The sequence below is a fragment of the Brevibacillus nitrificans genome (assembly GCF_003710965.1).
Classification (GTDB): Bacteria; Bacillota; Bacilli; order Brevibacillales; family Brevibacillaceae; genus Brevibacillus; species Brevibacillus centrosporus.
In genome coordinates this window covers 502,058-525,077 of sequence record NZ_RHHU01000003.1, presented here as the reverse complement: position 1 = coordinate 525,077, position 23,020 = coordinate 502,058, and the positions used below count along the sequence as shown (strand labels likewise).

24 protein-coding genes and 1 riboswitch are annotated in these 23,020 nt (G+C 51.2%); of the genes, 6 read left to right on the top strand and 18 right to left on the bottom strand.

The features are described 5' to 3' along the window. Nucleotides 1–94 precede the first annotated feature (94 nt). The 6 genes from brnQ to dacB all read right to left on the bottom strand — a co-directional run bounded on the left by brnQ (nucleotide 95) and on the right by dacB (nucleotide 7,818). Nucleotides 95–1,429, bottom strand: a complete 1,335-nt coding sequence (gene brnQ, locus EDM59_RS04475) for a branched-chain amino acid transport system II carrier protein (protein ID WP_122922497.1) — start codon at nucleotides 1,427–1,429, stop codon at nucleotides 95–97. A 93-nt stretch (nucleotides 1,430–1,522) separates the two neighbouring features. Beyond that, nucleotides 1,523–2,350 (bottom strand): alpha/beta fold hydrolase, encoded by an 828-nt coding sequence (locus tag EDM59_RS04470; protein WP_122922496.1) that lies wholly within the window; start codon nucleotides 2,348–2,350, stop codon nucleotides 1,523–1,525. A 134-nt stretch (nucleotides 2,351–2,484) separates the two neighbouring features. Further along, nucleotides 2,485–3,216 carry a YheC/YheD family protein gene (locus EDM59_RS04465; protein WP_281274554.1) on the bottom strand — a complete coding sequence of 244 codons (732 nt, stop codon included), beginning with the start codon at nucleotides 3,214–3,216 and terminating at the stop codon, nucleotides 2,485–2,487. Then, nucleotides 3,213–3,605: an aspartate 1-decarboxylase gene (gene panD / locus EDM59_RS04460; RefSeq protein ID WP_122922494.1), complete on the bottom strand. Its 393-nt coding sequence runs from the start codon at nucleotides 3,603–3,605 to the stop codon at nucleotides 3,213–3,215. Before panD ends, EDM59_RS04465 begins: the two co-directional genes overlap by 4 nt. 82 nt (nucleotides 3,606–3,687) lie before the next feature. Further along, nucleotides 3,688–4,752 carry an Ldh family oxidoreductase gene (locus EDM59_RS04455; protein ID WP_122922493.1) on the bottom strand — a complete coding sequence of 355 codons (1,065 nt, stop codon included), beginning with the start codon at nucleotides 4,750–4,752 and terminating at the stop codon, nucleotides 3,688–3,690. Nucleotides 4,753–4,935: 183 nt separating this feature from the next. After that, nucleotides 4,936–7,818, bottom strand: a complete 2,883-nt coding sequence (dacB, locus tag EDM59_RS04450) for a D-alanyl-D-alanine carboxypeptidase/D-alanyl-D-alanine endopeptidase (protein WP_122922492.1) — start codon at nucleotides 7,816–7,818, stop codon at nucleotides 4,936–4,938. 175 nt (nucleotides 7,819–7,993) lie between these two features. On the opposite strand from dacB, the gene EDM59_RS04445 reads away from it, so the two are divergent. The 3 genes from EDM59_RS04445 (at nucleotide 7,994) to EDM59_RS04435 (ending at nucleotide 11,228) form a co-directional block, all read left to right on the top strand. Continuing rightward, the gene (locus tag EDM59_RS04445; protein WP_122922491.1) at nucleotides 7,994–8,536 is read left to right on the top strand and encodes a hypothetical protein; all 543 of its coding nucleotides are present in this window, start codon (nucleotides 7,994–7,996) and stop codon (nucleotides 8,534–8,536) included. A 402-nt stretch (nucleotides 8,537–8,938) separates the two neighbouring features. Then, nucleotides 8,939–10,102 carry a cytochrome P450 gene (locus EDM59_RS04440; RefSeq protein ID WP_183192857.1) on the top strand — a complete coding sequence of 388 codons (1,164 nt, stop codon included), beginning with the start codon at nucleotides 8,939–8,941 and terminating at the stop codon, nucleotides 10,100–10,102. A 214-nt stretch (nucleotides 10,103–10,316) separates the two neighbouring features. Next, nucleotides 10,317–11,228, top strand: a complete 912-nt coding sequence (locus EDM59_RS04435) for an AEC family transporter (protein ID WP_122922489.1) — start codon at nucleotides 10,317–10,319, stop codon at nucleotides 11,226–11,228. A gap of 70 nt (nucleotides 11,229–11,298) precedes the next feature. Here EDM59_RS04435 and EDM59_RS04430 read toward each other — a convergent pair whose 3' ends face one another. The 9 genes from EDM59_RS04430 to EDM59_RS04390 form a co-directional block, all read right to left on the bottom strand. After that, nucleotides 11,299–12,327, bottom strand: coding sequence for an ABC transporter substrate-binding protein (locus EDM59_RS04430; protein WP_122922488.1), 1,029 nt, complete (start codon nucleotides 12,325–12,327; stop codon nucleotides 11,299–11,301). A gap of 13 nt (nucleotides 12,328–12,340) precedes the next feature. After that, a complete protein-coding gene (locus EDM59_RS04425) occupies nucleotides 12,341–13,117 on the bottom strand; it encodes an ABC transporter permease (protein ID WP_122922487.1) in 777 nt (258 codons plus the stop codon). After that, nucleotides 13,117–13,893 (bottom strand): ABC transporter ATP-binding protein, encoded by a 777-nt coding sequence (locus EDM59_RS04420; RefSeq protein WP_122922486.1) that lies wholly within the window; start codon nucleotides 13,891–13,893, stop codon nucleotides 13,117–13,119. Before EDM59_RS04420 ends, EDM59_RS04425 begins: the two co-directional genes overlap by 1 nt. Further along, nucleotides 13,887–14,558, bottom strand: coding sequence for a thiaminase II (gene tenA, locus EDM59_RS04415; RefSeq protein WP_122922485.1), 672 nt, complete (start codon nucleotides 14,556–14,558; stop codon nucleotides 13,887–13,889). Before tenA ends, EDM59_RS04420 begins: the two co-directional genes overlap by 7 nt. A 7-nt stretch (nucleotides 14,559–14,565) precedes the next feature. Further along, the gene (locus EDM59_RS04410) at nucleotides 14,566–15,861 is read right to left on the bottom strand and encodes an acetylornithine deacetylase (protein WP_122922484.1); all 1,296 of its coding nucleotides are present in this window, start codon (nucleotides 15,859–15,861) and stop codon (nucleotides 14,566–14,568) included. After that, nucleotides 15,854–16,624, bottom strand: coding sequence for a thiazole synthase (locus tag EDM59_RS04405; protein ID WP_122922483.1), 771 nt, complete (start codon nucleotides 16,622–16,624; stop codon nucleotides 15,854–15,856). The genes EDM59_RS04410 and EDM59_RS04405 overlap by 8 nt, the downstream gene beginning before the upstream one ends. A gap of 5 nt (nucleotides 16,625–16,629) precedes the next feature. After that, a complete protein-coding gene (gene thiS, locus EDM59_RS04400) occupies nucleotides 16,630–16,833 on the bottom strand; it encodes a sulfur carrier protein ThiS (RefSeq protein WP_122922482.1) in 204 nt (67 codons plus the stop codon). 248 nt (nucleotides 16,834–17,081) lie between these two features. Beyond that, nucleotides 17,082–17,192, bottom strand: a riboswitch (TPP riboswitch). A gap of 47 nt (nucleotides 17,193–17,239) precedes the next feature. Beyond that, nucleotides 17,240–17,617: a kinase-associated lipoprotein KapB gene (gene kapB / locus EDM59_RS04395; RefSeq protein WP_122922481.1), complete on the bottom strand. Its 378-nt coding sequence runs from the start codon at nucleotides 17,615–17,617 to the stop codon at nucleotides 17,240–17,242. A 39-nt stretch (nucleotides 17,618–17,656) separates the two neighbouring features. Then, nucleotides 17,657–18,865, bottom strand: coding sequence for an alanyl-tRNA editing protein (locus tag EDM59_RS04390; protein WP_122922480.1), 1,209 nt, complete (start codon nucleotides 18,863–18,865; stop codon nucleotides 17,657–17,659). Nucleotides 18,866–18,971: 106 nt separating this feature from the next. Here EDM59_RS04390 and EDM59_RS04385 point away from each other — a divergent pair, with 106 nt between their 5' ends. Continuing rightward, nucleotides 18,972–19,358 (top strand): DUF2203 domain-containing protein, encoded by a 387-nt coding sequence (locus tag EDM59_RS04385; RefSeq protein WP_122922479.1) that lies wholly within the window; start codon nucleotides 18,972–18,974, stop codon nucleotides 19,356–19,358. Between the two features lie 21 nt (nucleotides 19,359–19,379). Here EDM59_RS04385 and EDM59_RS04380 read toward each other — a convergent pair whose 3' ends face one another. From EDM59_RS04380 to EDM59_RS04370, 3 genes are all read right to left on the bottom strand, one after another. Next, a complete protein-coding gene (locus EDM59_RS04380; RefSeq protein ID WP_122922478.1) occupies nucleotides 19,380–19,607 on the bottom strand; it encodes a 50S ribosomal protein L7ae in 228 nt (75 codons plus the stop codon). Nucleotides 19,608–19,763: 156 nt separating this feature from the next. Next, nucleotides 19,764–21,047 (bottom strand): glycoside hydrolase family 18 protein, encoded by a 1,284-nt coding sequence (locus EDM59_RS04375; RefSeq protein WP_122922477.1) that lies wholly within the window; start codon nucleotides 21,045–21,047, stop codon nucleotides 19,764–19,766. 65 nt (nucleotides 21,048–21,112) lie between these two features. Beyond that, complete coding sequence (locus tag EDM59_RS04370) at nucleotides 21,113–21,421, bottom strand: thioredoxin family protein (RefSeq protein ID WP_122922476.1); 309 nt, start codon at nucleotides 21,419–21,421, stop codon at nucleotides 21,113–21,115. 81 nt (nucleotides 21,422–21,502) lie between these two features. Here EDM59_RS04370 and EDM59_RS04365 point away from each other — a divergent pair, with 81 nt between their 5' ends. Further along, nucleotides 21,503–22,513, top strand: a complete 1,011-nt coding sequence (locus tag EDM59_RS04365) for a medium chain dehydrogenase/reductase family protein (RefSeq protein WP_122922475.1) — start codon at nucleotides 21,503–21,505, stop codon at nucleotides 22,511–22,513. 25 nt (nucleotides 22,514–22,538) lie between these two features. After that, nucleotides 22,539–22,949: a MerR family transcriptional regulator gene (locus EDM59_RS04360; protein WP_122922474.1), complete on the top strand. Its 411-nt coding sequence runs from the start codon at nucleotides 22,539–22,541 to the stop codon at nucleotides 22,947–22,949. Nucleotides 22,950–23,020 lie beyond the last annotated feature (71 nt).

Here is a 23,020-nt window from a genome sequence, read left to right as displayed (position 1 = left end):
ATGCCGCACTACCTGGCAACGTCGAGGTGCATGCACAAAAAAACAGCCCTCCATCCGTGAAAGGCTGTCCATGATCACTCCTTCAGATTGGACTTTAGGATACAGGTCCACGCTTGTAGACAGAGGCTGCTTTTTTCCCAAAATCCAAAAGCATCCCCACACATGCTGCCAACAAAGCAGGCATGATCCATCCTGCACCCTCTTTGTACAGCGGCAGGAATGTCAACCAGAAATCCCATTGATGATTCAGGAATGTTCCATTTACCATATCTACGATCCCAAAGCATGCAACCAAACCGACTGTCGTCGGATAAACTTTTGACGAAGCGGGTATCCATCTCCCGAACAAAGCCAGGACGATGAGCACGATCGCAACTGGATAAATCGCTCCCAAGATCGGAACAGAAACGCTCAAGATTTGCGTCAGGCCCAGGTTGGCAATCGCCATGCTCAACAGGCACAGAATCGTTACCCAGACGCGGTAGGAGAGTCCGCTAAAAAGACCTTGAAAGTATTGACTGCAAGAGGTAACAAGTCCGATCGACACACATAAGCAGGCGATCGTGAATACGATCCCCAAAATCACCGTTCCACTTTCCCCGAACAGATGATTCATCAGGCTTGTCAAGATTTGCGCCCCATTTTCAGCACGACCTAGGAACGCACTCTGGGAACCGAGAATCCCCAGCATGACATAGATGACCGTCAGCAACAATCCCGCGCCAAGACCTGCCTTGATCATATTCGCTGATATCGCGCGCGAATCGTTTACCCCTTTGCTGCGAAGCGTGTTGGCAATCACAATGCCAAACACGAGGGCAGCCAAGGCGTCCATCGTCAAATACCCGTCCAGGAAGCCTTGGATGACGGGGTGAGCTGCATACTTCTCCACAGGAGCTGTAGGTGCTCCCATCGGCGTTACCAAGCTCATCAGAAAAATCAAGACGATCAAGGTAAGCAATGCAGGAGTCAACAGCTTCCCAAAGCGATCAACAAGCTTGGAGGGAGACAGGCTCAACCAAAAGACGACACCGAAAAATACAACGGTGTAGACCAGCAGGCTATACGGTGAGATGGCCATCTCCTGCGGCAAAAATGGTGCCATTCCCATTTCAAATGCCAAGCTACCCGCACGCGGGATCGCAAGCCCCGGCCCGATCGAAACGTAAATCAGGAAGGGAAACACCAAAGCGAACAATGGGTGCACCCTACTCGCCAAATCGTAAAATGTTCCTGCTTTTGCGATGGCGACTACACCTAATATGGGAAGACCAACCGCCGATAAAATGAAACCAATGAGTGACACCCACACGCTCTCTCCAGCAGACTGACCGAGAAATGGCGGAAAAATAAGATTACCTGCACCAAAAAACATGGAAAATAGCATAAAACTAATCCAAATCACTTCTCGTCTCGATAGTGTTATCATCGATGATCATACATCCTCCCATCATAATGAGAGGCATTCTATCAATTTTCTACACGAGATTCCAGTCATTCGGGCATATTCGCAATTGCAAAATCATTGCAAGTTTTCACTTTCGGCAACACGATGCAACCATTCTTTCACCAGGGCCGTAAACAAACCGCTCTGTTCGATTTGCAGATTATGTCCCGCCCGATCGAGCACGGCAAAGCTGGCACGTGGATACTGCTCCAGTATGGACCATACATTTTGGTAGCCCGTTACATGATCCTGCCTGCCCGTCAAGAACAAAACTGGCTTGTCAAAGGGCTGCGCTTCTTTTTCATGCGGCTCGGAAAACGCATAGCGTTCCCGTATCTTTTGCAGAAACACCGGATCGGCAGCATGTAACCCGGGCAAAATCTCTTTTTCAAACCGCTCAAAGTTGTATCGATCCTGTACGACAGCCAGCGGTGCAAAGCGACTCATTTGATCAGCAGTCAATGTAGACAAAAATTCTTGATCCTCTGCGATTACTCGTCGTTCAGGCAGGATGCGCAGGTCTGGATTTGCTTCGATGAGCGGACAGATGAACAGCATGCCTGCCACTCGTTCTGGTTGTTTTGCCGCTAACGCCCTGATCAAATACCCCCCGTAGGATTCACCTGCCAGTACGTATTTCCCCTCTGGGAGCACGTTGTCAATAAAACGCTCCACCACCTCCAGCATCTGATCAGAGCCTTGGATCCAATCCTCGCCCTTGGTTTGTCCCATCCCCGGCAAATCCAAGTAAATGCGGAGCCAACCCGGCTGATTTTCGAAAACAGGCTCCAGACAGCCGGTCATCAAGCGATGATCAGGCGTAAACCCGTGAATCATCACGATTGGGAAGCCTTCTCCATACGTTTCATAGGACACGGAGACATTTCCTAAATTGCAGTACATGCAAGCACCTCCAAAAACAAGAACAAACGTTCTCTTTTGTCTATCATAACAGGAAATACAGAAAAAGGAAAGACGTAAAATAAAAACCACCTGTTTCCGTACGAAACTGTACGACAAGTGGTTGAGTCACTCTCCTATTTTTGCATGGCAATAATTCGGCGGTAAAACGTCTGGTCCTTCAGCTTGCGAAACAAGGAAAGCGACGGACGAAAATTGGCCTCGATAATCCAAGGCTTCCCCTCAATATCGACGCCCAGATCCAACCCGATTCCGCGCAGCGTCGGGTATGCCTTTCCCAGTGCGTCTGCCGCTGCCAATGCTACTTTCTTGATTTCTGCCAGCAAATCATCAGGTGCGTCCACATTGGATAAACGAATGGCCGTTTGAAGCGGCAAAACCTTCCCCCTGCTCCTTGCCACGTTTGTGACGACGAAGCCCGGTCCTGCCAGCTTTGCTACCCATCCCGTAACCAGCCACGTCGATTTGCTGCTTCTGCGCTGCACCATGACACGAACATCAAACGGCCTGCCATTGATCCTCCCCAGCGGGATCAACGGCTGGAGCAAATACGGCTTTGGCCGAAACAGCGATTTTACATAGGAGACGGTTTTGTCACGGCCCTCTACAATCCGTTTGGCATTCCCCGCATGTACCAGATAACGCTGGTTTCCTTTGTCTGTCAGCTGGATGATCCCCGCACCGCCACCGCCACCGGATGGCTTGAGCATGATTTTTTCGTAGTCTTCTACGTACTCCCACAACGTTTCTGGGGTGAACAAACGTGTGGCTGGCAAGTAATCACGCAAAAACGCATGCGCTACCATGTGCTGATGCTTGCTCCACTTTCCTACGTTTGGCGCTTTTATGTCGTTGTCTCCCCATTCGTTATGAGATGATGCTCCTCTATTTTGGTGATACGGTTCTTCTCATCGACAAATACAACACGTGGCACCAGCTGATCCACTTCGTCCTCCTCGTACATGCCCATACTGAGGATGATCACGATATCCCCTGGTTGAAACAAATGAGCAGGCGGACCATTCAAACAGATCTTGCCCGTCCCTTCTGGCGCAGGGAGGGCATAGGTTTTCCAGCGAGTTGCATTTCGCAGGCTTGTCACCTGGACGATTTCATACGGCTTGATGTCTGCTGCCTTTAATAGAAGGGCATCGATCGTGATACTGCCCACATAATCGAGCTCTGCCTGTGTCACCGTAGCGCGATGGATTTTTCCTTTGCACATGTGTCGTTGCATCCACAATCCTTCCTTTCCAAACCGATGACACCAGTCTATGTAGAAACGGCTGTCCGCGAAACCCGAAGCCGCTCCAATCTGATTAGCTGCAGATTTTTGCCTTGTTCCAATCTACTCCGTACTTTATGCATATTTGCTCCAGCTCCTCGGCAATGGCGAGGGATAGCCTGACTCCTTTTTCGCGTTGTTCGTTCATTTTCCGTCTCTCGATCTCACCAGGAATCATGATTTCTTCTATTCCTGCCCGTTTGGGAACGGCTTTGATTTCCCGAATGTACTCGTCCATCCTGCTCTGAAATACGGGCAACGGCCAAAAGCGCTGGATATCGATGGTGAGAAACACGTGACCGATATTTTGCGGATGTGTCCAATTGTCATACAAGCTTTGTACAGCGGGTCCGCTCGCGGCTCCCGTCAACAGCCCGCACAAGATGTCAATAAACATCGCCAGTCCATATCCTTTTGCTCCGCCAATCGGCATCAGGGAGCCTAGCAAAGCTCGCTGCGGGTCCGTGGTCGGGTTGCCATCTGGATCGATCGCCCAATCCTCTGGGATCTGCTCCCCCTTTTTCGCTGCCAAAGCGATTTTCCCGCGTGCTACCACGCTGGTCGCCATATCGAGTAAAAACGGAGCTTCCTGGCCCGCAGGAATGCCGATAGCGATCGGGTTGGTCCCGAAGAAGGGGCGAATGCCACCTGTGGGTGCCATCGATTCTGGGGCGTTTGAAAGCACAAGCAAAATCATCCCTTTTTCCATCGCTTTCTCCGCGTAAAACGAGCAGGAGCCAAAGTGATTGGAATGGCGGACTCCGACGAAGCCGATTCCTGTTTGCCTTGCGAGGGACATCGCCAGCTCCAGGGCCGTCTGACCGATCACTGCCCCCAGCTGGTTCTTGCCGTCTACCAATGCCGCAGCTCCGTCTTGCATCACAATCTCCGGAGCTTCTCTCAGCGAAAGGACGCCAGCTTCGATACGCGAAAGGTAGATAGGCAACCGGGAAAGTCCGTGCGACTCAATTCCCCTCAGGTCTGCATGAACCAGTGATTGAGCTACCGTCTGTGCATGCTGATCCGATACCCCGACCTTCTCAAACAGTTCAGCGGCCACTTCCTCCAAACGTCTCCAATCGTACCGTATAGAATCCAAGGTTTGACTGCCCTCCTTTTCATCGTTTAAACGCTCAAGCCTGAAACCATCTGGATATAGATATGATGACCGACTATGCACCGACACGGCGTTGGCCCAACGACGAGCAGTCGAATACGCGGGGAAAAGAAAAAGCTGGACTTTCGCTTTTACTGAAAGTCCAGCTTATCCCTCCCTCGCGTTTTATTCCAAGGAAGCGAGTATCGTCACAATTTGATCCTGCAGCTCGGTCATGACTTTACTGCTCTCTGCATAGCCATTCACGAGGATGGAGAAGACGAGCTTTTTGCCCCCCTTCGTTGTGACATAGCCTGACAAGCTGTTTACGCCTGTCATCGAGCCAGTCTTCCCATGCAGGTTGTTTTCCGCGGGCGTTCCCTTTAAACGGTTTTTCAGCGTTCCATCCACACCCGCAATCGGCAGAGACGAATCGTAGGCAGAAAATGCAGGAGAGTGGGTCATCCCTTCCAATTCCGCTACGATGTGACGGGCGGAGACCAGACTGTATCTGGACAATCCCGAGCCATCAAACATGTCGAAATAGATGCTTCCACCTTTGGCTGCCAAGTCCTCATGAACGACCTGGGCGCCCTTCTCTGCGCTGCCTTCGCCTTTTTTCACCGCCCCTAGAGTCTTCAGGAGCATTTCGGCATAGAAATTATCACTTTGCTTGTTCAAATACCGAACGATTTCCTGTAACGGCTTTGAAGCGAATGCATTCCATTTGACTGCCGTTGCCGGTACTTTTCCGATTGTTACGCTGCTGTTCGGAGCGAAGCTGACACCTTCATTCAGGAGGGCTTCCTTTAGCACGGTTCCCACGTATTTTGCCGGATCTTCTACTGGGACCCGCTCATAATCGCCTGGGTGATCGGCTGGCAGATTCCCCGTCAGACGAATGGTATTGGTCCCACGATCCCGCGTAATGGCAAACGTATTTTCCTCCCCGGCCGGGACGGTATGCGATTCATTAATCACCTGTACATAGGAGGTTTTCGGCAGCAAATTCATGCTGACAAGCTCCCCTGGCTGTCCAGCCGGCTTGTATTCGATCATGACCGTACCGCGGTTCAAGGCAAGAGCGCCGAGAGTCGGATTGTAGGAATAGCTTTCGTCATCCCATGCCCAGCCTAGACCGAGACGCTGCTCATCAAAATAGCTCTCGTCCATCACCAGATTTCCGTTCACTCGCTTGAGTCCTTTATCTTTTAGCCATTTGGCGATTTGTTCGATCGATACGCCATCCTGTACCTTCAGCGCGTTTTCAGTGTGCAGGGATGGATCGCCATAGCCTTTCAGATACAAATTGCCGTTTTGAACGCCGCTTTTTTGTATCGCCGAATCGCCATAAAGCTCCGTTTGAAAGGTGTAATCCACTCCCAGCTGATTCAAAGCCGTTCCTGTCGTCAGCAGCTTCAGGTTGGAAGCCGGTGTCACCAAGGAATCTGCGTCACGCTCATACAAGACCTCACCGTCCAGGGATTGAATAAGCACGCTCGTAGTCAATCCCGCTGTCGCTGGCTGATTCAGGATCGGATCGATCTTGGCCGACAGCTTATACGTCTTGGCAGGCTTTGGTGTAAAGCCAGCCGGATTCACATTTTCCGGATACATGGCCAGCTGTACCGCTACAGCATCCTGCATTTTTTGGGCGTACTCGTACTTGTACAGCCCGTTGAAAATCATGGAAAATGCCAGCTTGTGACCATTTCGGGCGGTTACATAGCCCGACAAGCTGTACACACCTCCCATCGAACCTGTTTTGGCAAGCACCTTGCTCTGAGCAGGCGTATCCTTCATGCGATTACGGAGCGTTCCATCCACGCCAGCAATGGGCAGTGAAGCCTCCAGAGCTTCTCGATAATCCTGATCTTGAACGAAAGCGAGAAGCTTGACCATTTGCTCTGCTGTAATGAGATTGAAACGCGAGAGGCCAGATCCATCTGCTATCTTGAATCCTGACTCAATCCCTGCTCTTTTCAAAACATCCGCAACAACCTCTGCCCCTGCTTCCGAAGTCCCTTTGCCATTTTGCGTGGCCCCCAAAGTCTTGAGCACCATTTCCGCGTAAAAGTTGTCACTTTCCTTGTTCAGCTCCACGAGGATATCGCGAAAAGGTTTGGAAAGATGCGTATGAAGGGGCACTCCCCCTTGGACTACTGTCTTTTTTATGGCTGCTTGCGGCTGAAGCTGAATTCCGGCTTCGGCCAGCTCCTGTTTCCAGATGTCCCCGACATACAAAGCTGGGTCCTCCATCGTGACATCTTCTTGATACGGTTCTGCGGCTGTTCCGATCGTACCCGTAACGATCACTTCGTTTTTTCCGCGCGGGCGCTCGACTGCGATATCCGCTGCCGCACCCTCCACCGTTTTTGTCTTGTTGGTCACGGTAAGATAAGAGGTCTTCGGCTCAATGGACAGGGTGGCCGCATCTCCAGGCTTTGCACCTGCCTTTGCAGTTACGGTGACGAAGTTTTTATGAACGGCAAGAGCGCTGATCTGCGCGCTGTAACCGTAAGGCTCGTCGTCCCACATCCATCCGATTCCCAGACGGGTTTCATCAAAGTAGCTATCATCCAGGAGCAGGTTCCCATGTACTTGCTTGATTCCGATTGCTTTTACCGCATCGGCGAGCGAGCGCAAATCTTGTGGCGCAAGGCTCGGATCCCCGTAGCCCTTCAAGATCAGATTTCCTTGCAGAATCCCCCCAGGCGTGACATTCCCGTCTATGTAGAGCTCCGTTTTCCACTGATACGAGGGCCCCAACCGATCCAAAGCAGAAATGGTCGTGAGCAGCTTCATGTTGGATGCGGGTGTATAGTTTTTCTTTTCGTTATGTGTGTAAAGGTACGCTTTCTCTGTCAAGTCATAGACTGCAATCCCTGCTGAAGCGCCCAGGCTCTCCCCGTTCCCGCTCAAATCTGCGAGGGATTTTTCCACCTGAGCTGCCAGAGGACCGCTTACTGCTACCGCCTCTTGCGCAAAGACAGGAACCGCTGTCACCTGCCAAACTAGCATGATGAAAAGTAACCACGTACAAGTGCGTCTGCCCAACCGTGCGTTCATAGAATCCTCCTCGTGTTAGTCTCTCTCTGATCGAGTCTCTCAAGCGGGTTGACCCAATGATAGCATGCATTTTTTCTTTTCGAAATATTACCATAATACTAAAAGTTAAAATCTGGATACCTCCCCTTCCTCTGATCATACTAAACAACATGACTGTCTATCGGAGGTATCTACCTTGTTCAATCGCATTTTACTCGTACTCCTCCTTCTCGGAACGATGGCAGCTCCTGCTATGGCGGCAACCGATATTGGGAGTCTCCGTATCAATCCAGCTACCTCAAGAACGTGGCAGGAGCTCGTCAACCACAGTGAGCTAATCGTCGTCGCCTGGGCAGACACCTCCAATCTGTCTGCATCGACAGGCCGTTCCCTGCGTGAAGGAAAACTCGTAAACTACGCGCAGACCCTTCATATCAAACAAATTTTGAAAGGCTCGTCTGCGCGGATGCTAAAGCTGGTGAGTACAGGCGTAGAGCCTTTGCCTGATGCCAGCAGTCCCTTAAATCGCACCTATCCCGGTCCGCTTGCGGAAGGAAACTACGTCCTGTTTTTACACCGAGTTTCTGCACCTGATTTATACAGTGCGTCGGGACTGTGGCAGGGCGTTTATCCCCTCTTTCAGGGAAAGAGCATTGCGCTGGAAGGTGCTGGCTTTTCAGAGCTGAACCAGCTGACAATCGAAGAATTCGCGAAAAAAGTGAAGAGCGTCTCTCCCTAAGCGATACAGGCCAAAGAGGCATACAAAAAAGAAACCGCATCGGCTCAGCGGTTTCTTTTTTCTACAACTATGTCGACTTTGGCTAACTTCTCATGACATAAATGAACACAAACATAGACAGCGCGCATACCAAGATCGTACCGATGAAGCCCCACATGACAAGCTTGTTGTTGCTTCCCTGGTTATCACTCATGCAAACGACTCCTTACCCCTATCATTCAGTTCTTTCATTATAAAATAAAAACGCTCTCATCGAAAGGGCAGCGCTGAGATGCTCGTTGCCATTTTCGTATATTTTCTAGCAACCAGCGAAATCTTAGCTTGTATGTGATCTTTTCATGAAGGGGGAATTCTACGTTGAATACGGAGACACAAGGTAAGCGCTATGGCAATATCATTTTCATGAAAGAGCTTGCAAGTGATGCCGCTCAATTGCTTCCGTTTCCCATCTATCGAGAGCTGCGGGAAAAAACGCCTGTCCGTTATGACGAAGACAGACAATCCTGGGATGTTTTTCGGTATGAGGACGTCCATCGCATTTTAAAGGATCCGGCAACCTTTTCATCGCGGCGTGGATTGGAAGTGAGAGGCGAAACGCTGCTCACGATGGATCAGCCCAAGCATACTCACATGCGCAATCTGGTAAACAAGGCATTTACTCCAAAAGCGATCAACGACCTCGCCCCCCGCATTACTTCCATTACAAACGAACTGCTCGATCAAGTCACTTCCCGTGGAAAAATGGATATCGTCTACGACTTGGCCACTCCTTTGCCTGTGATCGTCATCGCCGAGCTGTTGGGAGTTCCTGCAAAGGATCGCATGCTGTTCAAGGAATGGTCGGATACGATGGTCAAAGGGGTCGAGAACAACACCGACGCGGCTTTTGCACACATGATGGCAGAACGGGACAAAGCAGAAGCGGAACTCGTCCAATACTTCCTCAAGATTCTCGAGGAACGGCGCAAAAAGCCTGAGGACGACCTCGTTTCCGCTCTGTTGGAGGCTGAAATTGACGGAGAAAAGCTGCAGGAGCAGGATATTTTGCGGTTCTGTATTCTGCTGCTCGTCGCTGGAAACGAGACCACAACCAATCTGATTACGAATGCGACCCGTCTCATGACCGAGCAGCCCGCCATTCAAGACCAGGTACGACAGCAGCCTGAACTGGTCAAAAGCATGGTGGAAGAAACGCTTCGCTACTATCCTCCGATCGTTGCGATTGGCCGAGTCGCTACTCAGGATGTAGAAATTGGCGGCCAGCTCATCCGGGAAGGGCAGCAAGTAGTATCGTGGGTTGGGGCAGCCAATCGCGACCCGGATAAGTTCGACGATCCCGATACGTTTCACCCGGATCGAAAACCGAATGCGCATATGGGCTTCGGATTTGGCATCCATTTCTGCCTCGGAGCACCTCTCGCAAGACTGGAAGCACAGATTGCCCTTGAGATCCTGCTAACGCGCTTCACGGATATCGAGTTCGAGAAAACGTCGCTGACCCCTATTCCCAGCCCTTTCGTTTTCGGTGTAAAAAGCTATCCAGTCACCTTCCGTGAACGTAAGTGACCCCCTTTTCCCTGCCCGGCTCCTATTGTGAGCTGGGTTTTTATTGTTCTTTTGTAACCTTCCTCTGATAATCTGGAGGCATCTCGCTTCTTCATATTCGAGTAAAAGCATCGGCAGACTCAGAATTTTTTCCTTTTCATCTTACCGAAAGAGTGGTAAAGTCAATATTTGTTTAAAACGATTGAAATGCAACATAGTTAGGAGACTTACGTAAATGGACAGCTTTAACAGTCAATTTTTGTCATCCGTTCTCATTATCGCTCTCGGCTATTTTCTCAAACGGTGCAGCATCATCAAAGAAAAAGATGGGGAGGGTCTGGCGCGCATTATTTTTAATATCACGCTTCCTTCACTGATCGTTTCTACTTTTCATAACGTCACACTTGATGGGTCCCTCATGCTCTTGGTAGTCATCGGCTTTTTATACGGAGTCATGGCCGCATTCCTGGCTTATTTCGCTTTCCGTAAAGAAAACCGGCATACGAAAGGGATGCTCGGAATGATGGTTCCGGGCTTCAATGTAGGGCTGTTCGCCTATCCGCTCGTTCAAGGCATCTGGGGGCAGGAGGGACTTGCCTACTTCGGGATGTTCGATGTCGGAAACGCCATGATCGTCTTCGGAGTCAGCTATTTGATCGGCAGCTACTATTCCGGGGAAAAGGTCAAGCTGAATTTCAAGCAAGTGCTGAGCAAAGTATCCAAATCCATTCCTTTGCTTACCTATCTCATTATTTTCGGATTGAATCTGGCTCATATTCCGCTTCCGGATCTGTTCCTCGGCATTACCGGGACGATTTCCAAAGCGAATATACCCCTGTCTTTGCTGTTGCTCGGCATTTATTTGAATTTCTCTTTTGACAAGCGCTACCTGCATCACTTCTGGAAGGTTCTGGGTCTGCGCTACATCGTAGGTCTGGCCGTCGGCATCACCTGCTTCATGCTGCTGCCGTTTGAAGATATGTTCAAGTACACCTTGCTCGTTGGCTTCGTTCTACCGATGGGTGTCTCTGTCCTCGCCTATTCCGTCGAGTTCAAATACGACTACAAATTTGTCGGGATGGTCTCGAACATGACGATTTTAATCAGTTTCGTACTCTTGTGGGGAATATCCAATATGGTAATGTAAAAAAACGGCAGTTCGGGAATCGCGTTCGCTCCCAAACTGCCGTTTTTTATGATGCTCCACGAGCTGAGCCTTACTTCACCACTTCACGCATGATCTCTTCCGCCTTCACGTCTTGCGTGATCAGGTTTTCTTTTTTCATCCAATCGATCAGCGTCTGCCAGGATTCTGCGGTCTGGCTGCCAAACGTTTTGTCTCCTGCGTCCATCAATGGAATTAAAATCTCCAAGCTTTTTGTCTCGATGTCTTTTTCCAGTGGGAACTCGTTCGCTTGCTTGCTCAAGAGCAGATCCAGCGCTTTTTCTTTGTTGTCCTTGACGTATTGCTGACCTTTCGCGGCAGCACGCATGAAAGCTTCTATGGCCTGCTGTTTTTTCCCGAAGGTATCGTCACTGGTCGTCATCACCAGCTCGTAGTAATCGGGTACGCCAAAATCAGTAGGGGCAAAAGCATGGACCGGAATGCCATTCTTCTCGAGGATCAGCTGTTCATGGTTTTTGTAGCCGCCGACGACTGCATCGACCTTTTTCCCTGTCAAGGCAGGAACGATGTCAAAGCCAATATCGGTAAAGGAAATACCGCTGTCATCTCCGCCCGCTTGCTTCACTACATTACGTACCACGGATTCATCCAACGGAACGGATGGATAGCCCACGTTTTTTCCAGCGAGCTTTTGCGGCGTATCGATCCCACTATCCTGTCTTGTCATGATGACGTTGAGCGGATGGCGAACCAGCGCTCCTACGGACACGACGGGAATTCCCTCGGAGCGGGCTTGTACAACCTGCGTTTGGTAGCTGATCGCCAGGTCTACTTTTCCGGCAGCTGCCATTTTCAGCGGGTCGTTGCTGTCTGAAGGCATCTGCAGGTTCACTTTCAGATTTTCCTCTTTGAAATAGCCTTGTTCCTCTGCGGCATACAAGAAGGAATGGACGGCATTCGGATACCAGTCCAAAGCCACAGTCAATTCCGTTGGTGCATTTCCTTCGCTTCCACCAGGTGCCGGAGTAGGTTGTGCTCCCGATTGATTTCCGCAAGCTGCCAGACCTGCCGACAGCAGCAAGGCTGCAACCGTTTTGCTCCATTTTTGAATCGGTTTCATGGGTAAAATCCCCCTATTTTTCTTTCGATGTTTTTCTACTTGTTCTTTGATGCGGGGTAAAATACTTCTCCAGACGTCCCACCAGCCAAAACAGCAGCATGCCCAAAATGGACAGCAGCAGGACGGAGGCAAACAGCGCCGGCGCCTGAAAGTTTCCTGAGGCGCGGCGACCAAAATAGCCGAGCCCTTCACTGGATCCCAGCCACTCCCCGATAGTCGCCCCTGCGACACTGTAGGTAGCCGCCACCTTCAATCCACTGAAAAAGTGCGGCAAGCTTGACGGAAGCTGCAGCTTGGTAAAAGTCTGCCAGCGATTGGCTCCCATGGTTTTGAGCAGCTGCAGCATCTCTTTGTCTGTCGAACGCAGGCCGTCATACGTATTGACCACGATCGGGAAGAACGTAAACAAAATCGTGATCGCGATCTTTCCCGATAAATCGTAGCCGAACCAAAGGATAAAGACTGGTGATAAGGCGATGATCGGAATGGTCTGGGAAATAACAATATACGGATAGACCAATCGCTCAATGACACGATTCATATTCATCGCAAAGGCTAGCAGAATCCCAAACAAGATGGAAGCGCTAAGCCCGAGGATAACTTCCTTCAAAGTCACCCATAGATGCAACCCCAGCAGGGTCTTGCGCAAGTCCCACAACGACAAGACGACGGTACTTGGCGGCGGAAGAATAAAGGGAGGCACATGCAGCAAGCGGCAAACGGCTTCCCAGACGATTACGAAAAGCGCAATCGAGATCCCGAACCACACACCCCGATTCCACCCGGCCATCACGCTTCCCTCCCATCTGGGGATTTGCCGGCATTTTGGCGCAGCAGCTCCCAAATTTGTTCACGTAACGCCAGGAATTCCGCACGATTTCGGTGGGCAGTCGTTCGTGGGCGCTCTACATTTACCACGAGCTCCACAGGCTTTTCAATCGGCTTGCCATTCAACACAATGACGCGATCCGCGAGCAAGATGGCTTCATCGATGTCATGGGTGATCATCAGCATCGTACTGCCGGTCTCCTGCCACATTTCCATCAGCCACTCTTGCATCTCCATTCTTGTGATTCCGTCGAGAGAGCTGAACGGCTCGTCTAGCAGCATGATGTCGGTGTCAGACAACAACGCACGTAAAAACGAAACGCGCTGGCGCATTCCCCCCGAAAGCTCTGTCGGGTACGCATCTGCCCATTCGTGCAGCCCATACCGGGGAAGCTCCGACCGAACCCTGTCCTGTGCTTCTTTTTTGGCAACTCCTTTGATTTCCAAAGGAAGCGCCGCATTTTCCACGACTGTACGCCATGGGAGCAGAGCGTCACGCTGAGGCATGTATCCGACCATTCCAAGCCGATTTTCTGTCCGAGCACCATTTAGCGTGATTGCGCCTTGTTCAGGCTGCAAAAGCCCTGCAATCAGTTGAAACAACGTACTTTTCCCAATCCCGCTTGGGCCGATCAGGCTGATAAACTCGCCTTTTGCCACGCGCAGGTCAAAATTTTGAAGAATAGGCTGGTCTCCGTACGCAAAACGGACACCGGAGAAGGCCACTTTGTCTAGCACGGCCAAAATTCCTTTCTGTACGCCATATCCCAGAACAAATATTCCATCTTGGACGTGGTCAGGAAATGCTCTTCCAAACGGGCGAGCTCTTTCTCATTTTTCCCCTCTGCCAGCTCGTTCATCACGCCAATCAGCCAGGTTGCCAGCTCCCCAAACTCTTCAGAGCTGTAAGTGCGCACCCACTCTCCGTACAGTTCGTGATCGAGCGCCCCCTCTATCTTTGCCAGCTTCTTGCCGATCTCCCAGTAGCCCCACATGCACGGAAGAAGAGAGCTGACCAATTCAGCCAGAGAGCCTTGGTGGGCGACTCTCAGCATGTAGCTGGTGTACGCGAGCATAACAAAAGATGGCTCTGTCGCTTCGAGCTCTGCGCGAGAGATCCCAAAACGCTCGGCGTACTGTCTGTGCAAATTCATCTCGCCGTTCAAGGTCGCTTCCTGCAAACCAGCAAACTTCGCACTGGTTTCCAGATCGTATGCTTTTGTGCTTGCAATCGCAAACATCTTGGCATAATCGATCAAATAGACATAGTCCTGCTTCATGTAATATTTAAATGATTCGACTGGCAGCATGCCGTCTCCCATTCCGGTGACGAAGGGGTGCTGATGAGTCTTCTCCCAGATCGGGGCTACGCTTTTCCAAAGACGATCCGTAAAAGTTGTCATGTGAGATTCACGCCTTTCCTTCCTTATCCGTATTGCACCAATCTGCGATAAACTGCGCCATGATTTGCGCAAACAAAACAAGCTGCTCGGGATCGATCGATTCATCCACCGCATGGGCATGGGAAAGCTCTCCCGGTCCGAACAGGACAGCTGGAATACCCGCGTGAGCAAACCAGCCCGCATCTGTCACGGTGACTGACATATCGACGGTCGGTGCCTGCTTGACCTGCTGTTCATAAGCAGATTGCAAGGCAGCCAATCCAGGATGATCATGATCCAGCTCGAGCGACGGGAAAATCTCACCGCGCTCCTCGATCATCGAACGCCCACCCCAGCGAAAAGTCGGCGGGTTGTCGCGAAGCCATACATCTGCTGCCGCTGCTCGCAGGACGTGATCCTCCACTTCCCGAATGATCTCCTCGTACGATTCATTGGGATAAAAATGAACCGTAATCCAAAGGGCGCATTGATCCGCGATAAAAGCCGCATGGCGACCGCCTTCGATGACAGCGGGATTAATCGTGTTGCTGCCAGCTGGAAAGCCCGGATACGCTTTCATGACTGCCCAGTGGCGCTCCAGATCCTGAAGCGATGCAATGACCTTCATCATCTTTTCGATTGCAGAGGCACCTTTCACTCTCCCGCCAGCATGGATCGTTTTTGCCCGCATCCCGTCGTGCAAGGTCGTCGGGCTTTCGATCGTAATCCAGCCCGTGATGACACCGCCCTGCCCTTGCATATGCAGGTCGCTTGTATCCACGACCACCGCGTAGTCAGCCTGATAGCCTCTCTCGATGGCAGCCAGCGTGCCCGCTTCACCGGCTTCTTCCCCGATGACCGACTGGAACAGCAGATCGCCCCTCAGCTCTACGCCGTGTTCGCGAAGCATTTTGATCGCAAATAGGCTGGCGGCTATACCACCTTTCATATCAGCTACTCCGCGTCCATACCAACGGCCGTCCTTTCCTTTCGTCAAAGCAAACGGCGGATACGTCCAGCCCGCATCATCTCCGACCTCTGCTACGTCGATATGCCCGTTTATGATCAAGCTGTTCGCAGTCGCGGACGCAGAACCTTTGAGCGTGCCCACCACATTGTCATCGCCAGGAAACACTGGCCAGCGATCGATTGCAAAGCCCAGCCCCTGCAATTCTTTCACAATCAAGCTCTGCGCCTGCTCACTATTTCGTGCAGGCGGGCTGACTGTCGGGTACGAAACCAGGTGGCCCAGCAGGTCAAACAACTCCTCTTGTCGACTGGCGATTGCCTCGACTGCTGCACGTACCCCGCTCACGCTACTCAATCATCCCTTCTGTTGGGCTGCTTGCCGAAGCGTAGCGTTTTTTCGCGATGCGTCCTGCCAAAAAGCCTTTTCGACCCGCTTCCACGCCCAGCTTCATCGCTTCTGCCATCAGCACCGGATTGTCTGCCAGCGCTACTGCGGTATTTAAAAGCACGCCATCCGCGCCAAGCTCCATGGCTTTTGCGCAATCCGCTGGCGCACCGATGCCCGCGTCGACGATGATTGGTACTTTTGCATCCTCGATAATGAAGCGCAGGTTGTTTTCATGCACGATCCCTTGACCGGAACCGATCGGAGAAGCTCCCGGCATCACTGCGTGAACGCCTGCTTCCTGCAAACGGCGCGCAAGAATCGGGTCATCGTTGGTGTAAGTCAAGACGATGAAGCCTTCCTCCACCAAAATTTTGGATGCCTCCAGTGTGCCGATTGGATCTGGCAGCAATGTTTTGGGATCGCCGATAACTTCGACCTTGATCATGTCGCACAAGCCAGATGCTTTCGCCAGGCGAGCGATACGCACAGCCTCTTCCGCCGTGTATGCCCCTGCTGTATTCGGCAGCAGCGTGAATTTTTTCAGGTCGAGCTGTTCCAAAAAGTTAGGCTCGTGTGGATTTTCCAAATTCAGTCGACGAATGGCAAAAGTGAGAATCTCTGCCTCTGATACCTCGACTGCCTTGCCTTGTGTTTCCAAATCAGCAAACTTACCCGTTCCCAAGAGCAAGCGGGAGCGAAACTCGTACGGTCCAATTTTCCATGTATCCATCAGGATCATCCTCCTCCAACAAAGTGAACGATTTCAATACGATCTCCATCCATAATCGGTGCTTCCTCATAGCGGGAGCGGTCGATGATTTCCCCGTTTTGCTCCACGACTACGATCTTCTCCTGCAGCTGATAGGACGCGAGCAGTGCGCGTACATTCTGGACATCATCAGCCAGCTCCACCTTTTTCCCATTCAGAACTACGACCATCGTATTCCTCCTATCCGTAAGAAATCCTCAATCGAGGCGTGTTCAAGGAGGAGCGACCGCGTTTTAGCGGAAAGTTTTCATGCGCTCCGGAATTCATAAACGGAAACGCTTATAAATTCCTTTACGTTAAAAAACGGCTCCTCCCGTCGCTGGAAATCATCCAGTCAAAACAGAAGAAGCCGTTTCCCTAATCATCACGCAGATAGTTTACAAAAAAAACCATCCGCCGTGGATGGTTTTGGTTCATAACGATTCGTTATACCTCTTCCTCCGCTGGCATGACCCAGTTCAGGTTCAACGGTCAGTAACACGTTCGTTACAATCTCAGCCAACTATGCTCGGCCCCCGCTTGGTAGTGTTCTTATTCATTTGTCGTGCTTTCGATTCTTACAGTATCACTCTATTTCTATTTTGTAAAGGTTTCCTTGTGCATCGCTTCCAGCTCCACCAGACAGCGCTGCGCCCACAGGGACATTTTCTTCAATTTCTCCATCTCTCGTTCCATCGCAATCCGCACCGATTCCTTGTAGTCAGGAATCGCTCCGTTATACCGCATCACGGCATTGCTTGGGCACATGAACTTTTCCTGGTACGACAGCGCTGGGCGTTGATGAAACAAAGGTACGTCGACCTCAAACGATGTATGCAAGTCACCCTGGGTCGGGAACTTGGTGACAGCCAGTACCTTTACGAGCAGCTTGGAATCATGGTTCTCGAGAACTTCCGTAATGTATTCCCCAGTCTTTTGCGTGACGCGTACGATATCACCCGGATTCCACATCATGGCGCGATCATCCTCCTCTGTTATTTCTTTCGTGATCTTTTAGGACAAAGCTGCCTTCAACAGCTGCTTTGCATGGTCAAGGACTTCGTGCACCGGTCGGTTTGGCTGACCGCCGCCTTGTGCCATAGCCGCATTCCCTCCGCCTTTTCCGTCGATCAAAGGCAGGGTATCCTTGATCAGCTGATTGACTGCCACGTCAACCTCTGCGCCACGGGCAAAGACAAGCTGCAGCTTTTCACCTGTCGCTGCCAGCAGGCACACAACGTCCGGAGCTTGTGCTACAGCTTGATGAGCAAATTGCTGCAGCTGCTGGATCGAGCGGTCGCTAAAGGCTATCTCCAAAAGCCGTACGCCTCCCAGCTGATCCGCTTGAGCGAGATACTGACGCACCTCCACTTCAAGCAGTTGACGCTCTTTTTCCAGCAAGCTTTGCTTCATTGTGTCACGCTCGGCGACCAGTCTTTCTGCTTGCGCTATAAGCTCAGCATCACTGGTCATGAGCAGCTTCGAGACCTCCCGCACCATGGCCTGTTTTCTCGTATAATCTCGCAAGGCTCGCCAGCCGCAAATAAATTCCAGCCGAATATTGCCCCGATGACGCTCCCATCCCAAAATTTTGATCATGCCCACTTCACCGGTATGTGCAGGGTGTGTCCCCCCACATGGATTGTAATCAAAATCGGGAATGATCACGACACGGATGTTTTCAGTAACGGTCGGCTGCTTTTTCAGCGGCAATGTCGCCAGCTCTTCGTCGTCTACAAAACGGGCGGAAATCGGCCGATTTTCCAGAACAATCTGGTTGGCACGCTGCTCGACTGCTTCCCATACCTCTGGGGTCAGCTCATCGAGTCTTACATCGATCGTGACTCGTTCTTTTCCCAAATGAAAAGCAACGGTCTCCGCTCCCACTACCTCCAGGAAAGATGCCGACAAAATGTGCTGACCGGCATGCTGCTGCATATGGTCAAATCGACGTTCCCAGTCGATGCTGCCTTCGAGCTGCACCATTTCTTCCGGGATGGGGGATGCTAAGCGATGACGGACTTCTCCGTCTACTTCCTCTACATCGATGACACGCGTTTCACCAAGATGACCATGATCGGATGGCTGTCCACCACCAGTCGGATAAAAAGCAGTCTGACTCAATACCACATAGGGCGTGCCGTTTTCTTCCACGCCTCGCTTCGTTACTTCAGCCGTAAATGTTTTCACATAGGCATCCTGGTAATACAGTCTGTCCTTCATTTTCCCTGACTCCTTACCGCAAGAAGCAAAAACACATTTGCGCTGCTTCCGCCATTTTCTCCCGTACGGGGTTGCTAGTATAATAGATAAGTAGGAGGTGTTTCTTTTGTCCAAAAAGTATTTTACTCCCGAGGAAGCCAATGAACTGCTGCCCTATGTACGCGCAGAGCTTTCCTTTATGCAGGAAGCCAAACGCACTTTCTATAAGCTCTATCAACAGCGCGAAGAAGTGAAAAAGCTTTTGCCCGTGGATGAGAGCGAGCTCTTTGCCGTTGAATGCCGCCTGGAATTTATGGAAATGGAAGCCAAGATGCGTATCACACGTCTTCTAGAAAAAGGCGTTCAAGTGAAAGATGTCGATATCGGCTTGTTTGATTTCCCGGCGATGATCAATGGCGAAGAAGTCCTCCTGTGCTGGCGCGAGGGAGAAAGTGAGATCACTCACTACCACGGATTGCATGAAGGCTTTCAGGGTCGCAAGAAGCTTGAGTAAATCAGCTTCTTGCGCCACCTTCTAGCCCAGCAGCAGCTCCATTTGTTCTTCACGTCTAGCCCGCTCTTCCGGTGTCGCCAAATCATACTTTTTCAGCAGGTGGAACAGCTCGTTCAGTCTTTCTTGCGACAGCTCGGTTGCAAGCAACGTCTGCAGCTGTTGGGCTCGTTTCTCTGGCAAAAAAGGAGCTTGCTCTCCCAGCTTTTTTTGTACATCCTCCACACTGTGGTCCAGCTTGCATTCTCCCATTTTTCTCCCCCTCCTTCTACTCGAAGCATGACGCTTCATCCTTACTTTTTGCCATCATACCATGATTCTAGCAGATAGGAAAACGTATACAGCAGTTGAGGTGAGCTGTCCACAAAAAAACAGGCGCACAGCCTAAAAGGACTGCACGCCCGTTCCTCATGCCCGTTTTCGTACTCGGAAGTTCCCTTCGATCAAAAGCCAGTTTTGCGGAAACGGCAGCCCAAGCTTCCAGTAGCTCACACCGCGCAATCCAAGCTGCTTGACGAGATCGAATTTGGCTTGAATCGACCTTGCATCTTCAAACCAGACCTGATGACGTTTCCCATCAGCGGCTGTGTATTCGAAAAAGGGTGCCTGTGCCCGATAGTCGTACTGGATGTTGACATTGTGCTCGGCTGCTAAAGCGATGGCGGCCTGTGGACTGAGTGCTCTTGCAGTGGTCCCTTGCTCGAATGGCAGGGTCCAGTCATACCCGTACAGGTTTTGACCCATCAAGATTTTCTCTGCGGGCATTTCCGTCAAGGCGTACTGCAGCACCCTGCGCACTGGTCCGATCGGGGAGACCGCCATGGGTGGACCTCCGCTGTATCCCCACTCGTACGTCATGATTACGACAAAATCGGCAATAGCGCCGATCGCCCCGTAATCGTGAGCGGTGTACCATCTTCCTTGCTGCTCTGCACTCGTTTTTGGTGCTACCGCTACCGACATCATCATCCCTGCAGCCTGTGCTCGCTGCTTGGCCCGACGCAAAAAGCGGATGTAGGCTTCTCGGTCCGTTGGCGGCAGAGCCTCCATATCAAAGTGGATGTCCCCCATGCCCAGCTCCTGTGCAGTGGAAATGATCGAGTCGAGCAATTTGTTCTGCAGCTCCATATCGTTCAAGACCAGTCCGCCCAGCTCTGTGCTGAATTGACTCCCCTCGAGGTTCGTCACGACCAGCATCATGACCACCTGGTTTTCGCGTGCAATCGCCGGAAAATTGTTCAGGGCAGGACGTGCCAGCGTGCCATCGCGCTTGATCCGGAAGCTAAACGGCGCTAAATAGGTCAGATGAGGAGCAGCTGTGCGGACATCGTTTTCCAACGCCTCGGAAACGGTCCTTCGCGGTTCGGCATAAGCATTAAAGTCTGCTGCCCTCCTGGGGCGGGGCGGAATATACAGCTTTTGACCAATCTGCAACGGACGATACTGGGATATTCCGTTTACCCGCGCCAATTCTGCCGCACTGATCTGGAAGCGTTGACCGATCGTGTACAGAGTATCCCCTTGCCTCACCCAGTAAAAGCTTCCTTCGATGGGAATCACCATCGCCTGTCCGATGACAAGATTCGCTGGATCGGGAAGCTCGTTAGCTCTCGCTATTTCAGACGCGGTCGTCCCATATGTTTCGGCGATGCCAGACAGCGTTTGTCCTTGTTCCACCACATGAATCTGCATACGCCTCCTCCTTCGCAATCAGTCTCTCTTTCTTTTTATTCCGCGCGAAGGAATTAGGTGTATGTCTAGTTCAAAACCTTTAGACGCTCAAAGAGAAACCCCGCAGATTGCATGGCAAAATGACGCTCCACAAGTACACCCTCTCGGAACAAAAGCAGGGCAGGAACACTGCTGATCTCCCACTGAGAAGCCATGCTCGGCGCCGTATTGATATTCATCTGGTATACATTTGCCTGGGGTAATGCTTCGCACACAACATGTAGCATTCGTTCTGCTACCTTGCAGGTTCCGCACATCGGCGTATAGACGAAAAGGGCGAATGACTGCTTTTGCTCCACCAGCTGCTGGAACTGTTCGACCTTTATTTCTTGCACGGCATTTCCCCCCCTTGACTTCGAGTTTACTCTAACACTTACCATATACCCAACTTTGAAAATAGAAAAGGGGATTGTGAGATGAGAAGTGCCCGTGCAATTGTAACTGAATATGGAGGAACAGATGTCCTCAAGCTCGTTTTGGAGCCGCTGCGAAAGCCTCACCGAGGTGAATTGCTGATTCAAGTGGAGTACTCTGGTGTCGCACTTGCCGATCTCATGCGCAGGAAAGGTCTGTACCCGTCTAGCCCACAGCCTCCCTTTACACCCGGTTATGACGCGATTGGCATCGTCATAGATAAAGGAGAAGGCGTCACGCCATTTGCTATTGGAGATCGTGTCGCGGTCTTTATGGATGGAGTCGGCGGTTATGCATCCTATCTCTACGCACCGGTCGGCGAAGTCATCCCGGTGCCTGCCTCGTTAGATCCAGCGAGTGCATTGTCGATCCTATTGAATTATGTGACTGCCTATCAAATGCTTCATCGTTTCGCCTGCGTGTCGGAAGGAAACCGCGTGCTGATTCATGGAGCCAGCGGCGGGGTAGGAACGGCCCTCCTGGAGCTGGGAAAGCTGGCTAATCTGAAGATGTTTGGAACCGCCTCCGCCCACAAGCATCCTGTCGTGACGAGCTATGGTGCCTATGCGATCGATTATCGCCAGGAGGATTTTGTAGAAGTCCTATCACAGCAAGCACCTGAAGGCATGGATGCTGTATTTGATCCGATCGGAGGCAGGAACTGGGATCGTTCGATGCGAACCTTACATAGACGTGGCATCTTTATCGGATATGGGTATACCTCGGTCATTTCACAAGGAGAAGAAAATGATTGGGCGGCTCGCTGGCAGGCGTTGACCGAAGATGGGACAACGGCAAATGGGAACCCCGTCCACCTATACAGTATTACGACGCTGAAGAAAGAGCGGCCGGAGTGGTTTTTCGAGGATGTGCAGCATTTGTTTTCCTTGTTGCTTCAGGGGATGATTCAGCCTCTGATTTCCCATCGTATTCCTTTTCATGAAGTGGCACGGGCTCATGAACTATTGGAGACATCCAAGGCGACAGGGAAGATCGTCCTCGTCCATTCCTGACTGCGTAAGGGAGAGATTCCATCCTATGTACACCATCAGTGATATCGCCCGACTTACAGGGATTTCCGCTTACACCCTGCGATACTATGAAAAAATCGGCGTTTTGCCTGAACCCACGCGTCAAGAAGGCAGGAAAAACGGCATCCGCCGATACAGCGAACAGGACTTGCGATTCATCCGCTTTATCCACGGCTTGAAGCAGACCGGCATGAAGCTGGAGGAAATTGCTGCATTTGTGCAGGAAGGCTGCCTGTTAGCCGACGATTATCCCGTCATGCATGTCGACGAGACACTGAAAAAACGAATGGAAATCCTGGATGATCATCTCGAGCATTTGGAGAAACAGATGCAGCAGCTCGAGGCTGTCAGAAATTTTACTCTCGAAAAACGTGCCTTCTACGTAAACCTGCAGGCTCAGCGTGGCCCGATCAAATAGGAACAGACAACAACAAAACCAGCCCAAACGTTTGTTTGCAGCTGGTTTTTTATTTGCGAGGCTCTGTATTC

What these genes read in the sequence shown, in the direction of transcription:
- brnQ (WP_122922497.1), bottom strand. Translation starts at nt 1,429, where the DNA reads ATGATAACACTATCGAGACGAGAAGTGATTTGGATTAGTTTTATGCTA.
- EDM59_RS04470 (WP_122922496.1), bottom strand. Translation starts at nt 2,350, where the DNA reads ATGTACTGCAATTTAGGAAATGTCTCCGTGTCCTATGAAACGTATGGA.
- panD (WP_122922494.1), bottom strand. Translation starts at nt 3,605, where the DNA reads ATGCAACGACACATGTGCAAAGGAAAAATCCATCGCGCTACGGTGACA.
- dacB (WP_122922492.1), bottom strand. Translation starts at nt 7,818, where the DNA reads ATGAACGCACGGTTGGGCAGACGCACTTGTACGTGGTTACTTTTCATC.
- EDM59_RS04440 (WP_183192857.1), top strand. Translation starts at nt 8,939, where the DNA reads ATGAAAGAGCTTGCAAGTGATGCCGCTCAATTGCTTCCGTTTCCCATC.
- EDM59_RS04435 (WP_122922489.1), top strand. Translation starts at nt 10,317, where the DNA reads ATGGACAGCTTTAACAGTCAATTTTTGTCATCCGTTCTCATTATCGCT.
- EDM59_RS04430 (WP_122922488.1), bottom strand. Translation starts at nt 12,327, where the DNA reads ATGAAACCGATTCAAAAATGGAGCAAAACGGTTGCAGCCTTGCTGCTG.
- EDM59_RS04425 (WP_122922487.1), bottom strand. Translation starts at nt 13,117, where the DNA reads ATGGCCGGGTGGAATCGGGGTGTGTGGTTCGGGATCTCGATTGCGCTT.
- tenA (WP_122922485.1), bottom strand. Translation starts at nt 14,558, where the DNA reads ATGACAACTTTTACGGATCGTCTTTGGAAAAGCGTAGCCCCGATCTGG.
- EDM59_RS04405 (WP_122922483.1), bottom strand. Translation starts at nt 16,624, where the DNA reads ATGGATACATGGAAAATTGGACCGTACGAGTTTCGCTCCCGCTTGCTC.
- thiS (WP_122922482.1), bottom strand. Translation starts at nt 16,833, where the DNA reads ATGGTCGTAGTTCTGAATGGGAAAAAGGTGGAGCTGGCTGATGATGTC.
- kapB (WP_122922481.1), bottom strand. Translation starts at nt 17,617, where the DNA reads ATGATGTGGAATCCGGGTGATATCGTACGCGTCACGCAAAAGACTGGG.
- EDM59_RS04390 (WP_122922480.1), bottom strand. Translation starts at nt 18,865, where the DNA reads ATGAAGGACAGACTGTATTACCAGGATGCCTATGTGAAAACATTTACG.
- EDM59_RS04380 (WP_122922478.1), bottom strand. Translation starts at nt 19,607, where the DNA reads ATGGGAGAATGCAAGCTGGACCACAGTGTGGAGGATGTACAAAAAAAG.
- EDM59_RS04375 (WP_122922477.1), bottom strand. Translation starts at nt 21,047, where the DNA reads ATGCAGATTCATGTGGTGGAACAAGGACAAACGCTGTCTGGCATCGCC.
- EDM59_RS04365 (WP_122922475.1), top strand. Translation starts at nt 21,503, where the DNA reads ATGAGAAGTGCCCGTGCAATTGTAACTGAATATGGAGGAACAGATGTC.
- EDM59_RS04360 (WP_122922474.1), top strand. Translation starts at nt 22,539, where the DNA reads ATGTACACCATCAGTGATATCGCCCGACTTACAGGGATTTCCGCTTAC.